This window comes from Pseudomonas sp. A0308 (genome assembly GCF_044218815.1).
Classification (GTDB): Bacteria; Pseudomonadota; Gammaproteobacteria; order Pseudomonadales; family Pseudomonadaceae; genus Aquipseudomonas; species Aquipseudomonas iridis.
The window spans coordinates 5,866,037-5,887,150 of record NZ_CP162581.1 but is presented as its reverse complement, the minus strand read 5'-3'; the positions used below and the strand labels follow the sequence as shown (position 1 = coordinate 5,887,150).

At 59.9% G+C, this 21,114-nt stretch carries 21 protein-coding genes and 1 pseudogene; 11 read left to right on the top strand and 11 right to left on the bottom strand.

Annotated features, from left to right (window positions below; translation table 11 throughout):
* The first annotated feature begins 11 nt into the window (after positions 1 to 11).
* A complete protein-coding gene (locus AB4P92_RS27215; RefSeq protein ID WP_395598456.1) occupies positions 12 to 1,400 on the top strand; it encodes an amidohydrolase family protein in 1,389 nt (462 codons plus the stop codon).
* 198 nt (positions 1,401 to 1,598) lie between these two features.
* Positions 1,599 to 1,781, top strand: a complete 183-nt coding sequence (locus AB4P92_RS27210; RefSeq protein ID WP_042559650.1) for a hypothetical protein — start codon at positions 1,599 to 1,601, stop codon at positions 1,779 to 1,781.
* A gap of 9 nt (positions 1,782 to 1,790) precedes the next feature.
* Here AB4P92_RS27210 and AB4P92_RS27205 read toward each other — a convergent pair whose 3' ends face one another.
* Complete coding sequence (locus AB4P92_RS27205) at positions 1,791 to 2,237, bottom strand: NUDIX hydrolase (protein WP_042559651.1); 447 nt, start codon at positions 2,235 to 2,237, stop codon at positions 1,791 to 1,793.
* 73 nt (positions 2,238 to 2,310) lie between these two features.
* On the opposite strand from AB4P92_RS27205, the gene AB4P92_RS27200 reads away from it, so the two are divergent.
* Both AB4P92_RS27200 and AB4P92_RS27195 read left to right on the top strand, forming a co-directional pair.
* Positions 2,311 to 2,532, top strand: coding sequence for a hypothetical protein (locus tag AB4P92_RS27200; RefSeq protein ID WP_395598455.1), 222 nt, complete (start codon positions 2,311 to 2,313; stop codon positions 2,530 to 2,532).
* Between the two features lie 214 nt (positions 2,533 to 2,746).
* Positions 2,747 to 3,175, top strand: coding sequence for a nuclear transport factor 2 family protein (locus tag AB4P92_RS27195; RefSeq protein ID WP_042559652.1), 429 nt, complete (start codon positions 2,747 to 2,749; stop codon positions 3,173 to 3,175).
* A gap of 81 nt (positions 3,176 to 3,256) precedes the next feature.
* Here AB4P92_RS27195 and mqo read toward each other — a convergent pair whose 3' ends face one another.
* The 3 genes and pseudogenes from mqo to AB4P92_RS27180 form a co-directional block, all read right to left on the bottom strand.
* Positions 3,257 to 4,903, bottom strand: a complete 1,647-nt coding sequence (mqo, locus tag AB4P92_RS27190) for a malate dehydrogenase (quinone) (RefSeq protein ID WP_042559653.1) — start codon at positions 4,901 to 4,903, stop codon at positions 3,257 to 3,259.
* Between the two features lie 539 nt (positions 4,904 to 5,442).
* Positions 5,443 to 6,168 carry a methyl-accepting chemotaxis protein gene (locus AB4P92_RS27185; protein WP_395599708.1) on the bottom strand — a complete coding sequence of 242 codons (726 nt, stop codon included), beginning with the start codon at positions 6,166 to 6,168 and terminating at the stop codon, positions 5,443 to 5,445.
* A 132-nt stretch (positions 6,169 to 6,300) separates the two neighbouring features.
* Positions 6,301 to 7,056, bottom strand: a pseudogene (locus tag AB4P92_RS27180) (MCP four helix bundle domain-containing protein); the annotation flags it as partial.
* A 244-nt stretch (positions 7,057 to 7,300) separates the two neighbouring features.
* On the opposite strand from AB4P92_RS27180, the gene sodC reads away from it, so the two are divergent.
* The 3 genes from sodC (at position 7,301) to AB4P92_RS27165 (ending at position 8,748) form a co-directional block, all read left to right on the top strand.
* On the top strand, positions 7,301 to 7,822 hold the full coding sequence (gene sodC / locus AB4P92_RS27175) for a superoxide dismutase family protein (RefSeq protein ID WP_042559655.1): 522 nt from the start codon (positions 7,301 to 7,303) through the stop codon (positions 7,820 to 7,822).
* Positions 7,823 to 7,951: 129 nt separating this feature from the next.
* The gene (locus AB4P92_RS27170; protein WP_042559656.1) at positions 7,952 to 8,266 is read left to right on the top strand and encodes a DUF2388 domain-containing protein; all 315 of its coding nucleotides are present in this window, start codon (positions 7,952 to 7,954) and stop codon (positions 8,264 to 8,266) included.
* A gap of 80 nt (positions 8,267 to 8,346) precedes the next feature.
* A complete protein-coding gene (locus AB4P92_RS27165; RefSeq protein WP_261737041.1) occupies positions 8,347 to 8,748 on the top strand; it encodes a hypothetical protein in 402 nt (133 codons plus the stop codon).
* Here the strand turns inward: AB4P92_RS27165 and ligD are convergent, their stop codons facing one another.
* The 4 genes from ligD to AB4P92_RS27145 all read right to left on the bottom strand — a co-directional run bounded on the left by ligD (position 8,749) and on the right by AB4P92_RS27145 (position 14,585).
* Entirely contained in the window at positions 8,749 to 11,349 is a 2,601-nt protein-coding gene (ligD, locus tag AB4P92_RS27160; RefSeq protein ID WP_395598454.1) for a DNA ligase D, read from the bottom strand. It abuts the gene before it with no gap.
* A gap of 17 nt (positions 11,350 to 11,366) precedes the next feature.
* The gene (locus AB4P92_RS27155; RefSeq protein WP_395598453.1) at positions 11,367 to 12,320 is read right to left on the bottom strand and encodes a methyltransferase; all 954 of its coding nucleotides are present in this window, start codon (positions 12,318 to 12,320) and stop codon (positions 11,367 to 11,369) included.
* Positions 12,321 to 12,331: 11 nt separating this feature from the next.
* A complete protein-coding gene (locus AB4P92_RS27150) occupies positions 12,332 to 13,708 on the bottom strand; it encodes an iron-containing redox enzyme family protein (protein WP_395598452.1) in 1,377 nt (458 codons plus the stop codon).
* 124 nt (positions 13,709 to 13,832) lie between these two features.
* Positions 13,833 to 14,585: a tellurite resistance TerB family protein gene (locus AB4P92_RS27145; RefSeq protein ID WP_395598451.1), complete on the bottom strand. Its 753-nt coding sequence runs from the start codon at positions 14,583 to 14,585 to the stop codon at positions 13,833 to 13,835.
* A 259-nt stretch (positions 14,586 to 14,844) separates the two neighbouring features.
* Between AB4P92_RS27145 and pcsA the strand changes: the two genes are divergently transcribed.
* On the top strand, positions 14,845 to 15,567 hold the full coding sequence (gene pcsA, locus AB4P92_RS27140; RefSeq protein ID WP_395598450.1) for a phosphatidylcholine synthase: 723 nt from the start codon (positions 14,845 to 14,847) through the stop codon (positions 15,565 to 15,567).
* A gap of 150 nt (positions 15,568 to 15,717) precedes the next feature.
* On the opposite strand, the gene AB4P92_RS27135 is transcribed toward pcsA, so the two are convergent.
* Entirely contained in the window at positions 15,718 to 16,530 is an 813-nt protein-coding gene (locus AB4P92_RS27135; protein ID WP_395598449.1) for a class I SAM-dependent methyltransferase, read from the bottom strand.
* Between the two features lie 208 nt (positions 16,531 to 16,738).
* Here AB4P92_RS27135 and AB4P92_RS27130 point away from each other — a divergent pair, with 208 nt between their 5' ends.
* Positions 16,739 to 17,200 carry a GNAT family N-acetyltransferase gene (locus AB4P92_RS27130; RefSeq protein WP_047301865.1) on the top strand — a complete coding sequence of 154 codons (462 nt, stop codon included), beginning with the start codon at positions 16,739 to 16,741 and terminating at the stop codon, positions 17,198 to 17,200.
* A 17-nt stretch (positions 17,201 to 17,217) separates the two neighbouring features.
* Here AB4P92_RS27130 and AB4P92_RS27125 read toward each other — a convergent pair whose 3' ends face one another.
* Entirely contained in the window at positions 17,218 to 18,429 is a 1,212-nt protein-coding gene (locus tag AB4P92_RS27125) for a cytochrome c biogenesis protein DipZ (RefSeq protein WP_395598448.1), read from the bottom strand.
* Positions 18,430 to 18,502: 73 nt separating this feature from the next.
* Entirely contained in the window at positions 18,503 to 18,766 is a 264-nt protein-coding gene (locus tag AB4P92_RS27120) for a DUF2790 domain-containing protein (RefSeq protein WP_042559815.1), read from the bottom strand.
* 295 nt (positions 18,767 to 19,061) lie between these two features.
* Between AB4P92_RS27120 and AB4P92_RS27115 the strand changes: the two genes are divergently transcribed.
* Together AB4P92_RS27115 and AB4P92_RS27110 are read left to right on the top strand one after the other, a co-directional pair.
* Positions 19,062 to 19,802 (top strand): response regulator, encoded by a 741-nt coding sequence (locus tag AB4P92_RS27115; RefSeq protein ID WP_047301869.1) that lies wholly within the window; start codon positions 19,062 to 19,064, stop codon positions 19,800 to 19,802.
* Positions 19,799 to 21,100 (top strand): ATP-binding protein, encoded by a 1,302-nt coding sequence (locus tag AB4P92_RS27110; RefSeq protein WP_047301871.1) that lies wholly within the window; start codon positions 19,799 to 19,801, stop codon positions 21,098 to 21,100. Before AB4P92_RS27115 ends, AB4P92_RS27110 begins: the two co-directional genes overlap by 4 nt.
* The last annotated feature ends 14 nt before the right edge of the window (positions 21,101 to 21,114 follow it).

The window sequence follows — 21,114 nt, the reverse complement described above, 5'->3', positions numbered from 1 at the left end:
GGAGCCTGCCCATGACTCAACTTCAGAACATCCTGATCAAGAACCCGGTCGCGGTCATGACCGGCCTGCGCGGCACGCGTGCCCGAGCGGGCGCCGTGGACATCCGCGTGGTCAATGGTCGTATCGCCGAAATGGCTACCGATCTGGCGGCGCAACCCGGCGAACGGGTAATCGATGCGCGCAACTGCGTGGTTTATCCGGGCTGGATCAACACCCACCATCATCTATTTCAGAACTTGCTCAAAGCCGTGCCCGAAGGTTTGAATCAGGACCTGCAAGGCTGGCTCGCCAGCGTGCCCTACCCGCGTTTGAACCGTTTCACCCCGCAACTGGCGCGGATCGCTGCGCGCCTGGGGATGGTCGAATTACTGCTGTCCGGCGTCACCACGTGCGCCGATCATCATTACCTCTACCACGCCCACGGCAGCACCGAGACCGGCGACTTGCTGTTCGACCTGGCTGATGAATTCGGCTTGCGTTTCGTCCTGTGTCGGGGTGGCGCACTGGAGTCGGCGAGTGCTCATCCGGGCTTCTCGAAAACCGCGCTGCAACCGGAAAGCCTCGACCAGATGGTCGGCGACATCGAGCGGTTGAAGTCGCTGTATCACCAGGACACGCCAGACGCCTTGCGCCGCGTCGTGGTTGCGCCCACCACGCCGACCTTCTCGCTGCCGCCCACCCTGCTGCGCGAACTGGCCCACACCGCGCGCGGCCTCGGTCTGCGCCTGCACACGCACCTGTCGGAGACGCAGAATTACGTGAACTTCTGCCGGGAGAAATACAACTGCCTGCCCGCGGAGTTCGTCGCCGAACACGAATGGCTCGGCCCTGACGTCTGGTTCGCCCACGCCGTGCACCTGCAACCCGGCGAAATCCGCATGCTCGCGCAAACCGGCACCGGCATTTCCCACTGCCCGGTGAGCAATGCACGACTGGGCAGTGGCGTCGCCCCGGTGCCGCAGATGTACGAGGCGGGCGTGCCGATCTCCCTCGGCGTCGACGGCGTCGCCTCGAACGAATCCGGGAGCATGGTCGGCGAAGCCAACACCGCATGGCTGATCCACCGCGCCGAACAAGGCGCCTCGGCGACGACTGTAGAAGATGTCATCCACTGGGGTACGGCGGGCGGCGCGCAGGTACTGGGCCTTGGCGCCGTCGGTACGCTGGAGGTCGGCCAAGCGGCGGATCTGGTGGTCTACGGCCTCGACCACCCACGCTTCTACGGCTTCCACGACAGCGCCGTCGCACCGGTGGTGGCGGGTGAACCGATCACGGTGAAATACAGCCTGGTGGGCGGGCGGATCGTCGTCGATAACGGCGTGATTCCGGGGCTGGATATTGAACGCATGCGCGCCGAGGCATGGGAGGGGGTGCAGGCGATGATGAAGGTTGACGACTGATCGAAATACCCTGTAGGAGCTGCCGGAGGCTGCGATCTTTTGATCTTGTTTTTTAACATCAAGATCAAAAGATCGCAGCCTCCGGCAGCTCCTACACGGTGTACGCATTCGCACGATACGGGTTTGTCGTCTAGGGTTATTACCTCATCGGACAGAGCCCCTGCCAGCCACACCGGGCTCTTAATCAAGGAGAGACTGATGATGTCCCGCCGCAACATCGAACAGACCTATCGCACCTGGTCCAGTCCCATCCTGCTGGAGCTGAAAAAGCGCGAACACCAAATGAAGCCCGTCGAGCGTCAGGCGCTGGAGAACGTATTGGTGGAAAGAAGATTGCTCGACACTGGCAACCCTGAAGGCACCGAACGTCGCCAGCGCTGAGGGCTTAGGTCAATCCAGCAAACCGGCGTTTTTCAGCAAATCGCCCAACCCCTTCGGCACCAATGGCGCCTGCTCGCTGAAGCTTGAGCTGTCATGCCAGCGCACGGTAAAGGGCGCGCCGTCACTTTCGTGGCCTTTAATCTGCGCATGCGTGTACACGCTTGGGTCGGCAAACGACGCGTCGTAGACCTGAACGATCTCGTGCCCCGGTTTGCCGTTATAGATGAACAGGCTTTCAAGCGTGCCGAGCAGGCGCAGGTCCGTTATCGACTGCCCCAACTCTTCCTGCACTTCGCGCACGATCGCTTCGGCGCTGGTCTCGCCGAAATCGATCCCGCCGCCGATGGGCCGAAAGCAGGTTTGCTGACTGACCGGGTCACGAAACTCGTTAACCAGAATTCTGCCGTTGTGCTGAAAAACGCAGAGTGCGAGGGCGCGGATACGCGGTTCGGCCATGGGGGTAAATCCATTTACAGGTGTGAGGCGCGGCATTTAAACACGATTCGCGCGGCACACCTGTGGCCGTCATATGAAGCACATCACCTCAGACAGGAGAAATCGTCGCGAGCATGCCAATCAGAACGGTAAGAATCAAAAACCCACCCAGAAAATACGCCATCTTGTTCATGTTGCTCTCCTTAATGCTGAGCTTGCGGTGCACTGGACGCTTCGGGATGAAGGACTGTCGCGAGTGACCGAACTGCGGGGGCAGTTTGATCCTGCATCTGAACCGAATACAGAGGCAGATTGAAACGAAAAAAGCATATCAGATGAGATCTGATCTGTAGGAGCTGCGGCACGCTGCGATCTTTTGATCTTGAAAACAGGGTCAAAAGATCGCTGCCTCGCTTCGCTCGAGAGCTCCTACAGGGAATGTCATAGAGCGATATCAGGCAGCGACATTAAACTTGCCCTGCCGGCCCTTTGATCTAGAGTCGAAGAACAACAAAAATCCAGAGGTGCAAATGACTGATCTGAACCTGCAACCCGGTGCCGCCGAATCCCTGAACCGCTGGCACGAGATGATCCGTACCGGCGACCTGAGCGCCCTGCCCGCGCTGCTTGATGCCAACGCCGTATTCCGCTCGCCGATGGCGCACACGCCTTACCCTGGCGCGCAGGTCGTGGCGATGATTCTGAACACGGTGTTTGAGGTATTCGAGGATTTTGAATATCACCGCGAACTGGCGACGGCTGACGGTTTGAATGTGATTCTGGAGTTCAGTGCCAAGGTGGGCGCGAAGGAACTCAAAGGTATCGACATGATTCGCTTCGATGAGCGCGGCAAGATCGTCGAGTTTGAGGTGATGGTGCGACCACTCAGCGGCCTGCAAGCGCTGGGCGAAGAAATGGGCCGACGCCTCGGTTCCTACTTGGCTGCCGCCAAAGCCTGATACCAACCACAATTCCCTGCAGGCACAAAAAAGCCCACTGACCGTCGCCGGTTCAGTGGGCTTTGTGTGTCAGGGGTCTAGTTACAGAGCCATGTCACGTGCAGCGTTTTCCTTCGGTGCTTCAGCTTTTTCAGCTGCAGGCGCCGCGGGAGCAGCAACCTGACCGATCACTGGAGGCGTCGGCAGCTCGAGGATTTTTGCGGTGTAAGCCCACTCTGCAGCCACTTTGGCTGGATCGCTGTTCAGCTGAGTGCCGTAGCTTGGAACGATCTGGTGCAGCTTGGATTGCCACTCTGGGGTCGCGACTTTGTCTTTGAAGACTTTCTGCAGCACGCTCAGCATGATCGGTGCAGCGGTCGACGCGCCTGGCGATGCGCCCAGCAGGCCGGCGATGGAGCCGTCTTGCGAAGCAACGATTTCAGTGCCCAGTTTCAGCACGCCGCCAGCCGCTTCATCACGCTTGATGATTTGCACGCGTTGGCCGGCCTGCCACAGGCGCCAGTCTTCGGCTTTGGCGTTCGGGAAGTATTCCTTCAGCGCGTCCAGACGGTCTTCATCCGACAGCATCAGTTGACCGGCAAGGTACTCGACCAGCGGGTATTCCTTGATGCCGACCTTGGTCATAGGCCAGATGTTGTGGGTGGTGGTGCTGGTCAGCAGGTCCAGGTACGAGCCTTCTTTCAGGAACTTGGTGCTGAAGGTCGCGAATGGGCCAAACAGAATGACGCGCTTGCCGTCCAGGACACGGGTGTCCAGGTGCGGAACGGACATCGGCGGTGCGCCAACCGAGGCTTTACCGTAGGCCTTGGCCAGGTGCTGCTCGGCGATGGTCGCGTTTTCGGTCACCAGGAACGAGCCGCCAACCGGGAAGCCAGCATATTCCTTGGCTTCTGGAATGCCCGACTTCTGCAGCAGGTGCAGTGCACCGCCGCCCGCGCCGATGAACACGAACTTGGCGTCGGTTTCGGTTTTGGTGCCGTCTTTCAGGTTTTTGTAGCTGACGCGCCAGGTGCCGTCTTCGTTCTTGGTGATGTCCTGCACTTCGCTGGACAGTTTCAAGTCGAAATTTGGCTTGGTCTGCAGGTAACCGGCGAACTGGCGGGTGATTTCGCCGAAGTTCATGTCGGTACCCAGCGGGCTCCAGGTGGCCGCGATTTTCTGGTTCGGGTCACGCCCTTCCATCATCAGCGGGACCCACTTCTTGATCACAGCCGGGTCTTCGGAGTACTGCATGCCGGCGAACAGCGGGCTCGCTTGCAGGGCTTCGTAACGCTTTTTCAGGAACTTGATGTTGTCATCGCCCCACACAAAGCTCATGTGCGGAGTGGTGTTGATGAATGAGCGAGGGTTCTTCAGAACGCCTTGCTGAACCTGCCAGGCCCAGAACTGACGGGAAACCTGGAACGCTTCGTTGATCTCGACGGCTTTCGGGATCGTGACGTTGCCTTTGTCGTCTTCCGGGGTGTAGTTCAACTCGGCCAGGGCCGAGTGACCGGTACCGGCGTTGTTCCAGCCGTTGGAGCTTTCCAGGGCGACGCCATCAAGGCGCTCGACCATTTCCATCGACCAGGTCGGTTCCAGCTCATTGATCCACACACCCAGGGTGGTGCTCATGATGCCGCCGCCGATCAGCAGTACGTCGACTTTCTTGGCCTCTGCCGCATGAACGGAAGTCAGCCCCATCGACAAAGCCAGCCCTAGCAAGGCCGTGTTCACTTTCTTAAACATCTGTTGCACCTATGATAAAACGCCTTCCGCCCGCCTCTGTTATCTGCATGCGATCCGCTTTGATGACGCTCAGGCTGGCGTCTGGGATTGCGGCACACTTCAATTTTGACGGGTGGGCACACAAGGCCGACATGCCGCATCGACCTCAGTTAATGTCCCTTCTGAACTGACTTCTTATCATTATTGGCTCAGCTACTTGAGCGACAGGGATTCCGTCAGCCCGCCCGTAAGGCAAGCAAACTGAATGAGGTCAAACCAAGTTGGCGCGCAGAATATCACGTCATGGCAAACCCGCGCGTCTGTTCCCGACCTGAGAGTCTTTTTCCGCTCAGGGACTTATCGGCAGCCGGGCGCCGAACATGACCCTGCCGGCACAATCAGCATCAATGTCGACTGGTCCACCGCTATCGCTGGCAAGCCAGCTCCCACAGGGATTGGTGCTGGATGCGGACAGGGTGTCTGGCGCGGATCAGAACTGTGGGAGTGAGCCTGACCGCGATGACGGCCGACCAGACTCCGCAAATCCACGGTCAACCCTCTCACAACCGAAACCGATCCACCGACTGCGCCAACTGCCCCGCGAGGCTCGACAACTCATCCGTGGTATTCGCCGTTTGACCAATCACTCGACTATTGCCCTCGGACATCCCCGCAATCATTTCCACCTGATGGGCGATTTCGTTACTGGCCAGGCTCTGCTCTGCGATCGTGCGGGTGATGTCGTTGACCAGTTGCGTGGTGCTCAACGTCGCCTCAAGGATTTCGCGAATCGCCCGCTCGACGTCAGCTGTCACCGCCATGCCCTTGTCGACCTGCGCCACGCCCGCCTCCATGCTGCTGACGGCCTCGCGCGTGCTGTGCTGGATGCGCGCAACCATGGCGGCGATTTCCTGGGTTGATGCACTGGTTCGCGCGGCCAGACTGCGCACTTCGTCAGCCACCACCGCAAAGCCCCTGCCCTGCTCGCCCGCCCGGGCCGCTTCGATGGCGGCATTGAGCGCCAGCAGGTTGGTCTGGTCGGCAATGCCCTTGATCACCTGAATGATGTTGAAAATACCTTCGGACTCCTGATCCAGCGTACGAATCACCTGCGCCGACTGTTGCGCCGAACGAGCGATATCATCCATGTCGCTCACCACCTGGTGGATCACCTGGCCACCATTCTTCGCCAGGGACTGCGCCTGATTGGCCATGCCCAAAGCGCGTTCGGCGTGGCGGGTAATGTCCTCGATACTCGCGGTCATCTGGCTGGCGGCTGCGGCCATGGTCCCGGCAGCGGCGCTTTGCTGCTGGCTGCTGTCGGCAACCTGATGACAGCCGTGACTCAGTTGTTGGCTCATGCCGCTGACGCCTTGGGCATTGCGCCGCACCACATCGATCATGTTCCGCAGGTCGCGCTGCATGGTTGCCAACGTGCGAATCAAGACGCTGGCCTCGTCCTTGCCTGAAGGCTCGACGATCGGCTCGCTGAGGTTGCCGTGAGCAATGCTTTCGGCGATACGGCTAGCGGCCTTCAACGGCCCCATGATGCTCAGGATCACCGAGCGGCCTTGCGCCAGCAGCAATAGCAAACTGGCGACCAACACAACGCCGAGTGCGATATTGGCATTGCGAATCGCCGCTTCAGTGCCTTGGCTGGTTTGCGCCGTATTGGTTTCAATCAATTCACTCAGCGCAGCCATTTGCTCTTCGAGCTGACCGAACACGTTGTTGAAACTGCCGAGTTGCTGTTGCGCCGCCTCTGGATTGTCCAGCGCCAGCCCGACAATGCGCTCACCGGCGTCAATATACGTGTCGAGGCTGGGCTTGATCTGCTCCAGCGCCGTGCGCAATGCCGGGTTGATCGGCAGCTTGATGTTCTCGTCAAGCACTTCGCGGAAATGCCCCGCGTGTTCATCAATCGAAGCGCGTACCTCGGCCGCCGTGCTGGTGCTTTTGCCCAGGCCCACCAGCATCGCCGAGTAGACATCGGCACGCAGGGCGTCGTGCATCATGTCGGCTTCCATGTGGTTGCGCAGCGCGCTCATGCTGACCGCGTTGTCGCTGACGGCCGTAGCCATCCGCAGGTTGCCGACGTAGCTGACCAGGCTGACGATCAATGCCGTCAGTAGACTGGTAACAATCAGCAACACTAAACGCAGTTTGATCGACACGGTGAAATCCTCTCTGGGTACGCTGAAAAAGCCCGTTAGTCCTTCAGTTAAGCCTGTTTGCGCCGTTCTGCTACGCCAGAACGTGTCAGCAGTTGTCAGCGTGCAGACGCAACCCCGACAAAACTTTCGGAATGTGCGACGAGTCTCATTTTGCAACGTAGCCGAATCCAGCGTTCATCGCCCGTTAATGCGCAAAGGTCATTGATTCGGTCTTCTGAAAATCGTGTAGCAAAAGGAAACGCTTATGAAACGCGCAATCTGGTTGGGTTTACTCGGCACCTTGGCCATCGGTACCGCTCAGGCGGCAACTGAAAAAGTCACCATCAATCTGGTTAGCGCTGACGGTGCACCCCAGGCAATCGGTGCGGTGACGATCAGCGAGACGCCTTATGGCCTGCTGTTCACACCGGATCTGAAATCCTTGCCGGCCGGCGTTCATGGCTTTCATGTGCATGAAAACGGTAGCTGCGAGGCCGGCATGAAGGACGGCGTCAAAGGTGCTGCACTGGCTGCTGGTGGCCACTTCGATCCACAGAAAACCGGCAAACACCTCGGGCCCTATGCAGACGGTCATCTGGGCGACCTGCCGGCGGTTTACGTGACCGCTGACGGTATCGCCAATTATCCGGTGCTGGCGCCGCGCCTGAAGAAAATCTCCGAGATCAAAGGCCACGCGCTGATGGTTCACGCCGGCGGCGATAACCATGCCGACATGCCCAAACCTCTGGGTGGTGGCGGCGATCGCATGGCGTGCGGCGTCATCTGACCACCCTTCATCAGGCCGGGTGACTCGCGACCGCGTCACCCGCGCCCCCTTAGGGAACTCCCGCCCCTCGCGCCCCTCTCACCTATGTAGTACTTCCCTTTTGCTTCGCGCTTGTGGAGGAATACCGTCATGCGCAAGTTAGTGCTCGTTTCTTCTTTACTCTTATGCCTGCCCGTGGGTACTGCTCTGGCCAGAGTTGATGCCAAAGATGTCGCGACCTCTGCAGGTGTCTCCGCGTCGCTGTATTCGACCTTCAAGGATCACAAAATGGTGATTCCGGCTCGTGACGACCTGTCTGCATTTGTCGCCAGTGGCGGGGCCATTCGTGGGGTTTATCTTGAATCGGTGCTGCAACAGGTTCGTCAGGACAATCCCGGCATCAATGCCAGCGATGAAGACCTGGCCAACGCGATTCTGGTGCATTACGAAGGGTTGAATCAGTAGCTGTCACGGACGAAGCCGCCGATGGACGGCAGCTGAAGGCGCATAGGCAAAATTGTCCGACGGCCTCTATGATGGAGGCCATGACGACTCCTGCGCCAATGCGCTCACCCTGCCCACCTGGCGCCTGCGATTGCGGGCGCGACCTGTTGGTGGAAATGTCAGATGCGGATTTGCGCATCCTGCTGTTGACCCGCGAGCAAGAGAAAGTCCTGCTCGCGCGACTGGAAACGCTCAAAGACCTCGCCGATCTCCGGCATCTGCAAAATCGCATGTATGAGCAGTTGGGGATTCGTGTCGACATATCGCCAGGCTTTCACGAAGTCCGCACCATGCTGGGCATCGATATTCAGATCGAGAAAATTCCGGGGCTGTGCCGCAAGACGCGCAAGTCGATACCGGCAGCCATTCGCCGGGGGCTCAGCAATAACCCGCAGATCGCCTTCGAACTGCTCAACGCCTACGACTTGCTGAGCGGTACCTGATCACTTCTTCATGCCCACCCGTTTGCGCATCTCGGCAGTGATGCTCTGGCGGGTTTTCTTCATGTCCGCCCAAGGCTCATCGCCGACCTCGGCCAGCCGCTCATGGACGTTGTGGATGTTCCACTGATTACCGCCCTTGATCTCGGCTACTTCCTCCCGAAACAGCGGCACCGACACCGGCAGGCCTTCGCGAGTACGCGCCGCATAAGTGCATATGGTCGTGGCCCCGAGGCCATTTCGCAGGTAATCAATGAAGATCTTCCCGACGCGATTTTTCGGCCCGGACACCGCGGAAAAACGATCCGGCAACAGCTTGGCCATATGACTGACAATCGCGTGGCTGAAATCCTTGACCTCGTCCCACCCCAGTTTGCGCGTTAGCGGCACCACCAGGTGAATGCCCTTGCCGCCGCTGGTCTTGAGGAACGCCTTGAGCCCCAGCTCATCCAGCACCGTGAGGGTCAACGCAGTGGCTTCGACCATGCTTTTCCACGGCAGCGCCGGGTCCGGGTCAAGGTCGAGAACGAAGCGGTCGGGCTTTTCCAGGTCAACCGTGGTGGCGTTCCAGGTGTGCAGTTCGACAGTGCTCATCTGCACCGCGCCAATCAACGCTTCGGCATTGTTGATCAGCATCACCGGTTGACCGGTAACCTCCTTGTCCAGCGTGGTAATACCGGGTATTGCCAAATGCTCGGCGTTTTTCTGGAAGAACAGTTCGCCGGCGATGCCATCCGGCGCGCGTACCAAGGCAACCGGGCGATCCTTGAGTTGCGGCAGAATCCATTCGGCGACGCTGGCGTAATACTCGGCCAACTGCATTTTGGTGGTGCCGCTGACGGCGTCGATCACTCGATCGGGGTGGGTAATGCGCACTTTTCCATTGGCCAGACCGAGCTGTGAGGGCGCGGTTTCGGCCGGCGCAGGTTTACTCGCAACGGCTTTTTTCGCAGGTTTCTTCGCAGTGGTTTTGCTCTCTGGCTTCTTCACGGGCTTGGCTCGCTCCTCGGTGATGTCCTTCGCCGGTTTGTCATCGCGCAAACCATGAAACACTGCGTGGCGCACCGAGCCATCCTTGGTCATTTGCGCAAACGCGACTTCTGCCAGCAACTTCGGCTTGAGCCAGTGCACGCCTTTGGCCTCGAAACCGCTGGGTGGATTGACCACTGCAGCGGTCTTGACCTGCAACGGTTTGAGTTGGGCGAGGATGCTTTTCAGCGTCGTTTCATTGAAACCGGTGCCGACCTTGCCGGCATAGCGCAACTCACCACTGTCGCGGTCATGCAGCCCCAGCAACAATGCGCCAAACGCACTGCGCGCACCTTTTGGGTCGGTGTAGCCGACGATGACGAATTCCTGGCGATGTTTGCACTTGAGCTTGATCCAGTCGCCACTGCGCCGCGACACGTAGGGCGAGCCGAGGCGTTTGCCGATCAGGCCTTCCATTTGCATCTGACACGCGCTGTTGAGCAGCGCATCCGGGGTCTCATCAAAGGCTTCAGAGAACCGCAACAAGGGCTGCTCATGGGCGCCGAGAACCGTGGACAGTGCCGCGCGGCGCTCCTCCACCGCGACCTCACGCAGGTCGACGCCGTTGAGATAGGGCAAGTCGAACAGGTAATACAGAATGTCGGTGCTGCTGCCGGAATCGAAGGCATTTTGCAGCGCCTGAAAATCCGGCACCCCCTGCTCGTTGGCAACCACCATTTCACCGTCGAGCCAGGCCGATTCCAGTCCCAGCGCGGCAAGGGCTTCGGCCTGTTTCGGTAACTTGTGCGTCCAGTCGTGACCATTGCTCGTGAACAACTGCACCTGATCATGATCGATCCGCGCCATGATCCGGTAGCCGTCGAACTTGATCTCGTAACTCCACTCGCCTGCCGGTGCGCTGTCGACCAAGGTCGCCAACTCCGGTTTGAGCTGCGCGGGGATCTTCGCTTTGTGTGCGCCGGTCAACGTTCCCGAAGCCTTTTTGCGGGTTTTGGGGGCTGCCTTCTCCAGCGGTTTGACCTGCTTGGCCGCAAGCTTCGGTTTGTCGACCAACGTTCGCTCGCTGAGCACACTGTCCGGCTCGGCCACCAGCACGTCGTAGTCGTCCTGCGGGCGGGCGGCGCCGTCCTGATGTTTGATCAGAAACCAGTTTTCCTTTTTGCCCGGCATGTGCGTGCGCACCAGATTCCAGACGCCGGCCAATTTCTCGCCTTGCAGTTCAAATTTGAGCTTGCCCTTGGCGTAGGCCTTTTGCGGATCTTCCAGCGGAATCCATACGCCGCGATCCCAGACAATCACATCCCCGGCGCCGTAATGCCCTTCAGGAATACTGCCCTCGAACGTCGCATAATCCAGCGGATGGTCTTCGACATGCACTGCCAGGCGTTTGACCCTGGGGTCGAGCGACGGCCCCTTCGGTACCGCCCAGCTCTTCAGCGCGCCATCGAGTTCGAGGCGAAAATCGTAATGCAGGTGCGAGGCGTCGTGCTTCTGGATGCAGAACTGCAAGGCGTGATCGCCGGCCGTTTTCTTGCCCGAACGCTTTACTGCCGCCGGTTCAGAGGTTGCCGAGAAATCGCGCATGCTGTTGTAGTCATCGAGGTTCCTGCTCATGGCGCACCTGCCTTGTTTCAGCCAATACGGGTCACGGTCAGGGCGACCACGGCAATCCGGTCGACTCGCTGATAACCGGGGTTCATCAGCTCTTCACCGAACACATCCGGGTCGAGCTCGCGGTACGTCCAGCCAAAGCGCGACTCATCGAGTCGTGGCAGCACGGTATCGAGAAACGGGTCGCGACCATCGACCATCGCCACGCCGGTGTACAGCACCAGGGAACCGCCCGGTGTCAGCCGGTTGAGTGCCTGCTCGACGATGCGCAGCGACAGCCCGGCGCCCAGTGTGCCGCCGCCATGCCGATAGGCGCGTGCGGCCGGATCGGCCATGTACGGCGGGTTGGCAACGATCAAATCGAAATCGCCGTCGACGCCTTGTAGAATGTCGCTGTTACACGCTTCGACGTTGGCCACTTCCGCCAGCGCCGCATTGACCGTAGTCAGACGCAGTGCGGCGGGGTTGATATCCAGCGCCAGCACTTGCGCTTCGCGGCGGGCACGGGCGATCAGGATCGCGCCGACGCCGGCGCCACAGCCGATGTCGACTGCGCGGTGGATCGGCGCAAAGTTCTGCTGCAAATGTGCGTGAATCAACTGCGCGAAACGGTAGGTGTCCGGGCCGAAAAATACCGAGTCGGCGGCATCCGTGGGAAACGCCGAATGCACAAACAACATATCGTCCAGACTCGACCAGCGCACCCGACTCTTCAGGTGCCCTTCGTACATGTCGATGACTTGAGCTTCCAGCAGTTGCTGCTGTTCATCGGCGGACAACAAGCCCGGTTCAAAGGGCCGTGACCAGCCAAAGACATCGCGCAGAGAGTCGGCGAACTGACCTTCATCGCGCTGGTTGACCCGCTGATGGGTCAGCGGCGTCGGGGTGGTGAAACGGTAGCCGTCAGCTTGCAAGCGCCGGCCCAATTGCAGCAGCGCGAGGTCATGGGTGGACAGTTGATCTTCCTGAGTCATTGACGATTTCCTTAAGGCAAACGGGATTTGAGTTCGATGAAGCGGCGGGTCGCGAGCAGACCGGCCGGGTGCGCATGCCGGGCCGGCGCGAGCCATGGGATGAGCGTCGCCATTTGGGCGTGACCATCCTGCCCTTGCAGCGTGTCGTTGAGCTGCTGCACATCGGGGTCCTGTTCAGGCACCTCGATCGGTGTGTTGGCGGGGGCGTGCCGACGTAACGGGGTGGGTTTGTTCGCGGGTTTCCAGTCGCCGGCAATCCAGTCACGCACCAGTTGTTTTTCATAGGCGCTGAACACACCGAACATGGCCGCGCCATCGCCGTCGATCAACTGCCAGAAGCGGCTGGCCTGCGGGTCTTCGTGGCGTTTGATCCAGCCTTTGTTCTGCAAGGCTTGCAGGAAGCCGGGCAGATGCTCGGGCTCGGCCAGCCATTGGTTGACGGTTTTCCCTTCAAAGCGGCAATAGTCCGAGTGCATGTGCTGAGCGAATGGGCACTTGCGCTCCAGCATCGCCAGCAATTCGCGCTCAAGGTCGAACCCTTCGATGATTGCGCGGCTGCCCTGCCCAAGATCATTGAGCCGATAACCCAGCGAAACCCGACGCATAAAGTCGGCGCGATCAGCCTCAAGCGGCAACAGATCCAGAACGGCCTGCACGGCTTTTTGCGCATGGCCGGTGCTGGCGTTGTCGATGGTCACGTGGAGGGTGAAGTAGTACGGATCAATGCCCAACTCGCTGAGTTCGTAACTGCTGATCAGCAAATGCAGTGGCAGTTGTTCATAGCCGAGGTTGTAGCCGATCACCTCAGGCAGGAAATCATCGCCGCAGGCACCGAGCGCGAGTTGCAGCGCGCCTTGCAGATAGCGGCCGTCTTCCAGGGGGCTGGCATGATCGAGGTCGTGCTCGGCCAGCAGTTTGCGGTAGATCACCACATGGTTTTGCGCCGGATTACCCTCCCCCAGTTCTTCCAGATAGGTGCACAGCAAGCCGCCAAAGCGTGGATCGCGCCAATGCTGCAACAAGCCATACAGCCACGCACCATCGACCAGTTTGGTAGGTGCAACCGCTTGCAGAAAGTACAGCGCATGAGCCTTGCTGGTAAAAAATTGCCGCGGCCCACCTGCCTTGCGTTGTTGCAGGTAATCGGCGTATTGGCGGGCAACATCGGCGCAGTGCTCGGCGACCCAGTCGTGCCAGGTCGATGGATCGTGCGGGAGTTCCTCGCGCAACGCGGCGGCGCGTTGCAGTTGTTCGTTCAAGAACGTTTGCGCGAGGCCTTGCGAGTACTCCTCGCGCAATAGCGTTTCGTAAATGCCACGCAGGTTGCCGGCGGGAGTGATCGCTTGTTCTTGGGCCGGCACAGATTGCAAACGTGTCAGGACAGTCATGGCAATATTCTCGGTCGATTGGTACGGCGCTGTTTCGCGCCTCTACAGCAGCAGAGGGGCTGCGCGTGCCAAAAATTCAATCGACCTCAAAAAAGCCCTGACGGACGGTGTTTAACCTCTGATTTCAGGCCGTACCGTTGGCCTGTTGCTCCAAATGCACCTGCAACTCAGGATCAATCCCCAGCGCTGCCGCCAACTCGTCCAGATAAGTGCGTTCAGCATCTTGCTGGTCGTCCACCAGCATGATGCTGGCCAGGTACATTTCGGCGGCCACAGCCGGGTCGTCGTTTGCGGCTTGTGCGACTTCGGCGGCATTGAGTGGTTTGGCGACTTCGGCGTCCAGCCATTGCTGTAGTTGCGGGTCATCGGTGTGTTTGCCGATTTCGCTGCTTATAAGATGTTTTTCCGTTTCGTCGATGCGCCCGTCCGCCTTGGCCGCTGCGATCAAGGCGCGCAACACCGCGTGGCTGTGCTCTTCGATTTCCGGGCCGGCGAGCAGATTGGCCGTCTGCGGCGTTTGCTGCGCCGCCGTGCTGGCCTGGTTGCGTTGCCAGGCTTGATACGCCTGATAGGCCATCATCCCCAGTGATGCCAGCGCCGCATAATTAGTGCCGCCGGAACGACTTTGCGTACCGCCACCCAGTGCGCCGCCCAACCCACCGCCACCGCCGCCGAGCAGCCCGCCGAGCAAGCCACCCAACCCGCCAAGCCCGCCAGCCGCAGCGCCACCACGTGTGCCTGTAGAATCCGCGCCACCGAGCAAGCCCCCCAGCAATCCACCGAGGTCGCCCAAACCGCCACCGGCCGCCGCACCACTTTGCTGACCCGCCGAGCCCTGGCCCCGCAGCAGTTGTTCAAGCAAATCGCTGGTGTTCATGACGTCATCCTCAAGCATTGAAATTTATTGCGTCTGGCAACGATAGACCGCTGCGGGCGTTGCGCCAGCACCGTTTGGCCGAAGCCGAAACTGCTAATGTATTTCGCTCGCCTGTTTTTTCGATGGCCAGCTAAGATTCAGGGTGGGTGAACCTTATCCCGGCCCGACCGGTCGATAGCTGCAACCCGAACCGGTTTGCCGGCGCCCTTGCTGTCCAAGGGTAATACCCGGCTGGCATTAATTTCTGGAGAACGCCCCCGTGATATCCACCGTCCACATAGCCAGGCTCAAAGCCTGGGGCGCCCATGGTTTTACCGCGACCGGCGTGGTCACTGCATTTCTGGCCACCCTCGCCCTGCTGGAAAACCAACCCACCCACTGCCTGATGTGGCTGGGGGTGGCGCTGATCGTCGATGGCCTTGACGGCGCACTGGCGCGCAAGGTCAATGTGCAGTCGGTGCTGCCGAGTTTCGACGGCTCGGTCCTTGATCTGGTGATCGATTACCTGACTTACGTGTTTATCCCGGCACTGTTCATCTATCGCTACATTCCGCTGCCGGATTACACGCTGTTACTGACGGTGTCGCTGATTCTGGTGTCGTCACTGTTCTGTTTCTGCAACGTCAACATGAAGAGCAAGGACAACTACTTCGTCGGCTTCCCTGCTGCGTGGAACGTGGTCGCACTGTGCCTCTACATCATCGGCCCTGGGCCATGGATCACCTTTCTGACCGTCATCGGCCTGGCGCTGCTGACCGTGACACGGATGAAATTCCTGCATCCCTTCCGTGTGCGTCGGTTCATGCCGATCAACATTGCCGTGACGGCGATCTGGCTGCTGTGCAGTATGTCGCTGGTGCTCAACCATCCGGTGATCAACCCATTGGTGATGGGTTTGTGGTTGCTGATGTCGGCTTACTTTCTGGGGATCTGCATCTGGCGCACGGCGCTGGAATGGTTTGATCGGTCGCAGGTGAAATAAACTCCGACAATCCCAATGCGAAACCCTGTGGGAGCTGGCTTGCCAGCGATGGCGCAGTGTCAGTCAACAGAGTTGTTTTCCGGTTGACCGCTATCGCTGGCAAGCCAGCTCCCACAAGGATCTGCGCCGAGCTGAAGGATCAGGTTTAACTCAGCGCTTGTTGATCACCACCTCCAGATACTCACTCGGCACCACCAGCGAGTCCTCCCCCGCGCGGTTCGACCGGTTGAGCAAATCCGCCAGATCACTTTCCAGCGCCTGACCGCTTTCCGGTGGCAGCGCTGCGAAAGCCTTGTGCACCGGCCCGTACCAGTGCCGAAAGATGTCGATGAAATGCGCTGCCGAACGATAGCGGAAATTGAATTCGCGCCGCGTGACCTGCACGACAAAATCGTGATCATCGAAATGTTTGTGCAGCCACGCCTCCGTGCCCCAGTTCGACGGCGGCTGCGCGCCGGCCGGCGGTGGCAGATACCGGCCGAGGGTCTTGAACATCTGCCCGACAAACCCTTCCGGCGTCCAGTTGGCCAGACCGATCCGCCCGCCACGCCGGCAGACCCGCGCCAATTCGGCAGCGGCCTTGTCCTGATCGGGGGCAAACATCACCCCGAATGTCGACAGCACCGCCGCAAAACTGCCATCGGCGAACGGCAAGGCTTCGGCATCGGCGACTTGAAAAGTCACGTCCAGATGCTCAGCGCGGGCGCGATCCTGGCCGCGCTCCAGCAGCGCCGCGACGTAATCGGTCGAGGTGACCAGACAACCGCGCCGCGCCGCTGCCAGGGTCGCATTGCCGTTGCCAGCGGCCACATCCAGCACCTCTTCATCGCAGCGCAGGTCGCAGGCTTCGGCGAGGTTTTCGCCGACAATTTGCAGTGTGGTGCCGATCACGGCGTAGTCGCCACTGGCCCAGGCGACTTTCTGACGTTCCTTCAAGGCAGTGAGATCAATCGGGGTACTCATGAATGCGAGCTCCGTTTGCTGTTAGGCGGCATGTCCACTATCGCGCCGAGCCTGTTTGGCGTCTCCGCCGATCGTCCGGCAGCCCCATAAAACCGCCGCTTTGCCGATAAGTGGTGAACATTTGTTAAGCGGGCGCAACACTCACGGCATTGCCAGAATCCGGCGATTGGTTTCTGATGCCCGCTCGCCCTCTGAACGGACTTCAGTCATGCCCGTGCAATTCGAATGGCTCGCCAGCCACATGCAGCACAGCGACACCTATGCCGCATGGATCCACCAGCAATTTGAATACGAATACGCCCATCAACCTTTGGCTCAATGGCAGCGTGAGTTTGCCGAGGGCCAAAGCAATGGCGACTGGTCCTGCCTGATCGCACTGGACGGCGACCGCTTGGTCGGTGGTGCGGCGCTGGCCCGCGATGATCTCGAACATCGGCAGGATCTCGGCCCGTGGCTGGCCTGCGTGTTCGTCGACCCAGAGGTTCGCGGACAAGGTCTGGCACAGCAGTTGATCGACGGAGTTTGTCGGGAAGCAAAAAACCGCGGCCTCCCCCGCCTGTATCTGCACACGCAAAACAAACAGGACTACTACGCCAAACGCGGCTGGGCAGTACTGGAACGCTTTCGCGCCTGGGACAACGAGCAATGGCTCATGGTGCGTGACCTCTGAGCCATTGAGTTGTTCGATCAGGCAGCCGGGGCCTTGGCCTCCTCCAGCAACTGCTTGATCATCTGCTCCTGCGCTTCGTAGCGACCTTCGCCGAAGTGGCTGTAACGCATCTGCCCCTTGGCGTCGATCAGGTAGTGCGCCGGCCAGTACTGATTGTCGAAGGCGCGCCAGATCGCATAGTTGTTGTCGATGGCCACCGGGTAGGTGATGCCGAGTTTCTGCACCTGGTCCCGAACATTGTCGATGATCCGCTCGTAGCCGTATTCCGGGGTGTGTACGCCGATCACCACCAGGCCATCCTTCTCGTACTTCTTCGCCCAGTCTTTGACGTACGGCAGGGTGCGCTGGCAGTTGATGCAGTCGTAGGTCCAGAAATCCACCAGCACGACTTTGCCACGCAGGGATTCGGCGCTCAGTTGCGGTGAATTGAGCCATTGCACGGCGCCGGACAGCGACGGCATCGCGCCTTTACTCTCGTCCGTCCTCGAATCTGCGCTGACTTTGCTGACGAGGAAGTCGACCACTTTCGGCACGTTCTCCAGCACGTTTCTCTCGACGCTGGTGACGCCTTCGGACGACGCACCGGCCAGCAAGGTTTTATCGGCGCCGGTGGAAATCACTGCCACGCCGGCAAGCACTGCAACACCGGCGCCGCGACGAAACCACCCGGTGAACGGAATCGAAGGTTTCAAGCGATTGACCACGCCACGGCCGGCGAAAATCAACGTCCCCAGCGACAGCGCACTCCCCGCGCCGTAGGCCAGCAGCAACAGGCTGGTCTGGGCGTTGGCGCCTTGCAGCATGGCGCCAGTGAGGATCACGCCGAGGATCGGCCCGGCGCAGGGTGCCCAGAGCAACCCGGTGGCCACGCCGATCATCACCGACCCCATGGGCCCGGTCTTCTTGCTGGCGTCCGGGTCGAGGCGGTTGCCGAGCAACACAAACGGTCGCGCCAGCCAGTCACCCACGCGCGCCGAGATCAGCGACAGCGCAAACAGCGCCATGACGATCAAGGCGATGTGGCGGCCGGTGTTGCTGGCCTGAATCACCCACTCACTGCTGACCACGGCCAGGCTTGAGATCAGGGCGAAGGTCAGGGCCATGCCGCCGAGGGTCAGCAGGATCGAGGAGCGTTTACGGTCAGCGTTGGCAAACAGGAACGGCACCACCGGCAAGATGCAGGGACTGAGGACGGTCAACAGGCCGCCGAGAAACGCGATCAAGTACATAAAATCACCTTGGATTGGCGGGAGGGAACCGAGAGACGTTGTTCATAAGGTTCTGCCTGTAAACAAGTGATACTCAGTTGCCGTCGTTGCAACCGTCAGCGAATTTGCTGTAATCGAGTACGCGGGTTTTGCCGGCCGAATCCAGATAAGTCATGCGTGCATCGACAATCCCGCAGGTCACCGAGTTGTCCTGGGTCAGCGAAATGACTTTCTGGATATCCAGGTGGGTGCCGTAGTTGTAAGTTTGCGCGGTGACTTCGGCTTCGGCGCGGGCCGACAGGGTGCAGATGTTCAGGGCGGCAAACAGGCAGGCGGCGATAACGGACGAGTTTTTCATGGCGTGTTCCTCATGGCTGCAAAGGGTTTGAGCCGAGGCGTCATGGAGTGCCTCGATGGAGCCTATTTGAGGCTCACGAGGTATCGCGCATGTGTCGGGAAATGGCGGCTAACCCTCGCTGTGTATCTGCGCCGCCCGGGGATACACAGCGATACAAAACCCTGAACAAATCGCTTTTTTACGTCTGCGTGTATCGCTTGTAACGCCAGATACACTGCAATACAAAGGCAGGCAGGCGAGCACCCGAAGGCTCGATAGACTGCGTGACATTCCCCTTTGCCAGAGGCCAGGCCCCATGGAACATGTCGATCACATTCTCATCGTCGACGACGACCGCGAGATCCGCGAGCTGGTCGGCAATTACCTGAAAAAGAACGGTCTGCGCACCACCGTCGTCGCCGATGGTCGGCAGATGCGCAGCTTTCTCGAAACCAACACGGTTGACCTGATCGTGCTCGACATCATGATGCCCGGCGACGATGGCCTGCAGCTGTGCCGCGAATTGCGCGTGGGCAAGCACAAGGCGACGCCGGTGTTGATGCTCACCGCACGCAATGACGAAACCGACCGCATCATCGGTCTGGAAATGGGCGCGGACGACTACCTGACCAAACCCTTCGCCGCCCGCGAACTGCTGGCGCGGATCAACGCCGTACTGCGCCGCACGCGAATGCTGCCGCCGAATCTGGTGGTCACCGAAGCCGGTCGTTTGCTGGCGTTCGGTCGCTGGCAACTGGACACCTCGGCCCGACACCTGCTGGACAAGGACGGCACCATGGTGGCGCTCAGTGGCGCCGAATATCGTTTGCTGCGGGTGTTTCTCGATCATCCGCAACGGGTACTCAGCCGCGATCAATTGCTCAACCTGACCCAAGGCCGCGACGCGGATCTGTTCGACCGTTCCATCGATTTGCTGGTCAGCCGTTTGCGCCAGCGCCTGCTCGATGACGCCCGTGAGCCGGCCTACATCAAGACCGTGCGCAGCGAAGGTTACGTGTTCTCACTGCCGGTCGAGTTACTCGGTGCCCCGGCATGACACTTAACCTGCACTGGCCGCGCACGCTGGCCTCGCGCTTGTCGCTGATTTTTCTGGTCGGGTTGATTCTCGCCCAGGCGCTGTCGTTCGGTGCGCAGTATTACGAGCGTTATCAGAGTGCAAAAAGCACCATGCTCGGCAATCTGCAAACCGACGTCTCGACCTCAATTGCGATTCTTGATCGCCTGCCGGCCGAGGAGCGTCCGGCCTGGCTCGAGCGCCTGGCGCGCAACAATTACGGCTATCTGCTGAGCGAAGGCGACGGCGGTACGCCGATCAAGTCCGCCGACGTGCCCATTGCGGTCACCTCAATCACTGAGGTCCTGGGCGATAAATATCCCCTGACCTTCACCGATATTCCCGGCCCGAAAAAGCATTTTCAAGGCCACCTGCGCCTGAGCGACGGCAGCCCGGTGACCATCGACGTGCGCCCCGCGATGACGCCACTGTCGCCGTGGCTGCCAGTGGTGCTGCTCGGGCAACTGGCGCTGATGATCGCCTGCACCTGGCTGGCCGTGCGCATCGCCATCCGGCCCTTGACGCGGCTAGCCAACGCCGTGGAAACCCTTGATCCCAACGCGCACCCGATTCAGCTGGACGAGAAAGGTCCGAACGAAGTGGTCTACGCCGCCCGTGCGTTCAACACGATGCAGGCGCGGATTGCCACCTATCTCAAGGAGCGCATGCAACTGCTGGCCGCGATCTCCCATGACCTGCAAACCCCGATCACGCGGATGAAACTGCGGGCCGAGTTCATGGACGACTCAGCCGAGAAGGAAAAACTGTGCAACGACCTCGGCGAAATGGAACACCTGGTGCGCGAAGGTGTGGCCTACGCCCGCAGCATCCATGGCTCGACCGAAGAAAGTCGGCGCACCAACATGGATTCATTCCTCGAGAGCCTGGTGTTCGACTATCAGGACATGGGCAAAAAAGTACAACTGATCGGAAAAAGTGATGTAGTCGTCGAGACCCGTCCGCACGCGTTGCGCCGGGTGCTGGTGAACCTGACCGACAATGCCTTGAAATTCGCTGGTGGTGCCGAGGTGTGGGTCGCAGCGAACAAGGGAAAGCTGTCGATCACCGTCATGGATCGCGGCCCGGGCATCGCCGAAGCCGATCTGGCGCAAGTGATGGAGCCGTTCTACCGCGTGGAAAACTCGCGCAATCGCAGCACTGGCGGCACGGGTCTGGGTCTTGCCATCGCCCAGCAATTGGCAATAGCCCTCGGCGGCTCGTTGACCTTAAGCAACCGCGAGGGCGGCGGGTTGTGTGCTGAACTGAAGTTGCCACTCTAAACCTGCCCAGCACA